Below are 2707 nucleotides of genomic sequence, written 5' to 3' on the forward strand. Positions count from 1 at the left end.
GACCGAAGTGGCTGAGACAGTGTCAGGGCGCGGGCAATTGATCGGTCCTCCTCGAGCTTCGGGAGCATTGGAATAATCGACCGTAACGCTCGAGCCAGCGATCTCGACGATCACCTCAAACTCGATCTCCTCATCGCTGATCCCGTCGCTGTCCATCCGTCCAAAGGCAGAGTAACGGCCGTCTGGAATTTCCTGTAGGTAGCTACGCACAAGCGCCTCGCCATGATCTAGCATTCGCTCAACGGCCCCGGAGAAGCGCTCATCGCCATACCGCTCTACCACGTCCCTCATGCCAACTGCCCCGACTCTGAGGGACGCCACCATAGCTTCGACGTCGCCGGCGATGGCGGTGGGCATGCGTGAATTTGCAAGGAGAGTACGATATATGTCCAGGACGCGCTCCCCCCGCCTATACAGTTTGACACCTGGAAAAATTGTCCCCTCTTGGAAAAGGTCAACCGTATCCGTCGAGTACGGTTCTTTTCCCCCCACGTCGAGGAGGTGAGCCTTCACGGCAGCATATCCGATCAGCTCGTCGCCACCTGCAAAGACCGGCATAATGAGAGCCGCGTCTTGCGGATGAGTTCCCGTTGCGTACGGCAGGTTTATGTAGAGAATGTCGCCAGGTTCGAGTGCCTTTTCCCCTCCGACGCCTTTAACGGCGGCCTCGACGCAAAAGCTCAACGTTCCCATGAAGATCGGCAGTGTCGGTGCTTGGGCCAGCAATCGTACCTTCCGATCGTAAATCGATACTGCGAAGTCAAGAACTTCATAGATTACAGGGGAGAATGCAGTGCGGATTAGTGTCCGCTTCATCTGCTCAGCTACTGAATTTAGAGTGTGCCTGATGACTTCTGTTGTAATCGGATCAACGTCTGCATTCATGGCCTGTGCCACTTTCTTCATCGCCGAACGCTGCTCCGTCATGACCGTGTCCTCTTATCAGTAAGCAAAAGCGACCCTTCGTCACCTACGCGAAGAGAAAATCCGACATCCAGGTAAGTTGTCGCGGTTTGTTCAAGGACGATCGCCGGGCCCGTGATGGCGTCGCCTGCAGATAAGGACATCCGCGGCACTATCTGAAACGGCAGCACCGCATCTTCCGTGAAAGAGTAGGAGTCGAACGTCTCCGGTGGCCTCAGTGACGCCCCCGGAACCGCTTTTTCAGTCCTCGGCGGGAGTGGCGTCCGAGCCGTGGCCCGCATGACGACGACCTCTAGGTCATCCTCCAGTGCATGGCTAAAGGTCTTAGTGTACTCGGCGACAAATAGTTTACGAATCTCGTCGATCGAAGCACTGACTTCCCCATTGCGAAACGGAACAGGAACCGTTAGCGAGTGCTCTTGTCCGACGAAGCGAAGGTCGAGGGCAACCTCGTTGTCCTGGCTGTCCGTGATGCTACCCTCAACGGCGTCCGAGCCAAGCGTTTCGAAAGAGGCAGCAAGTATGCGATTAATTTCAGGAAGACTCGAATCTGTTAGCTTGAGGATACGGGTCCGCGCAGCTGTGCGCGTGATATCGGCACCCAAAAGGCCCCATGCAGAAAAGTTTCCAGCATGGGGCGGGACCACTATCTCTCGGATTCCCAGCTCTCGGGCAATAAGCGTTGCAAACAGAGGCCCCGCCCCTCCGAAAGCGATGATCGAGGCTGTGCGTGGATCATGACCTTGCTCGATGGTGATCTCCCTGATGGCATTGGCCATATTTGAAGTCACAATAGTCAGGATTCCGCGTGCCGTCTGCTTGATGTCGTTGAGACCCAATTCCCTTGCAAGCTCAAGGAGCGACGCCTCTGCCTTCTCTCGTTTAAGCATCAGCCCAGTCGAAAGCTTTGCTTGACCAAGCATTCCGAGGACCAGTGCGGCGTCTGTTACCGTTGCAGCCGTGCCGCCTCGGTCATAGCACGCAGGCCCCGGCTGCGCACCAGCACTCCGGGGCCCGACTTTCATGAGCCCCCCGCGGTCAACGTGCGCGATCGATCCGCCGCCCGCCCCGATGGTGCGAAGGTCCACCCACGGGACCTGTACAGGGAGGCCAACAACACTGCCCTCGTACATAAGGGGTGGCCGATCGCCTCTGATGAAGCAAGTGTCGAAGCTCGTTCCACCCACATCTATCGAAATGGCATCGCCTAGGCCAAGCCGTCGTGCAAGCTCTGCCGCACCCTCGGCCCCAGCAGCTGGTCCAGACAGAACCGTCTCGACCGGTCGTCGTCCGGCCTCCTCGAAGGTCATCGCCCCCCCGCCAGAGCGAGTGACCAGCATCTTTCCCCTGAATCCCGTCGCTCTCACCCGTTCTCCGAGCGACTTAAGATAATTGGCCATACGCGGCCGCACGAACGCATCAACAATCGTGGTGGAGGTGCGCTCGTACTCACGATATTCGCCGGAGACCTCGTGCGAGAGCGAAAGTTCCCCACGATACCCCGCTTCCCGCAACGCTTTTGCTGCCGCAATCTCATGTGCGGGATTCACATAGGAGTGAAGGAATGCGATCGCGACCGATTCAATATCTTCTGCCTCTAGCGCTTTTGCAGCTTCGAAGACGTCCTTCTCGTCAAGGTGAGTTAGGATTGCCCCGTCGGCAGTGATACGCTCCGTGATCGGGATTCGCAGTCGCCTGGACACTAAAGGCGAAGGGGGATTCCAGAATAGGTTGTAAGCGTCCCCACGATCTCCCCGACGTGACTCGAGAACATCTCGAAAGC

2 protein-coding genes are annotated in these 2707 nt (G+C 57.4%); both read right to left on the reverse strand.

The window, feature by feature from the left end:
* Positions 1-927: hydantoinase B/oxoprolinase family protein (locus tag EOA60_RS27670; protein ID WP_164899581.1), on the reverse strand; the 927-nt coding region annotated here is incomplete at its 3' end.
* A partial coding sequence (locus EOA60_RS27675) for a hydantoinase/oxoprolinase family protein (RefSeq protein ID WP_164899582.1) occupies positions 924-2707 on the reverse strand: 1784 nt, incomplete at its 5' end. The genes EOA60_RS27670 and EOA60_RS27675, both read right to left, overlap by 4 nt.

Source organism: Mesorhizobium sp. M1A.F.Ca.IN.020.06.1.1, assembly GCF_004023265.1.
Taxonomy (GTDB): Bacteria; Pseudomonadota; Alphaproteobacteria; order Rhizobiales; family Rhizobiaceae; genus Mesorhizobium.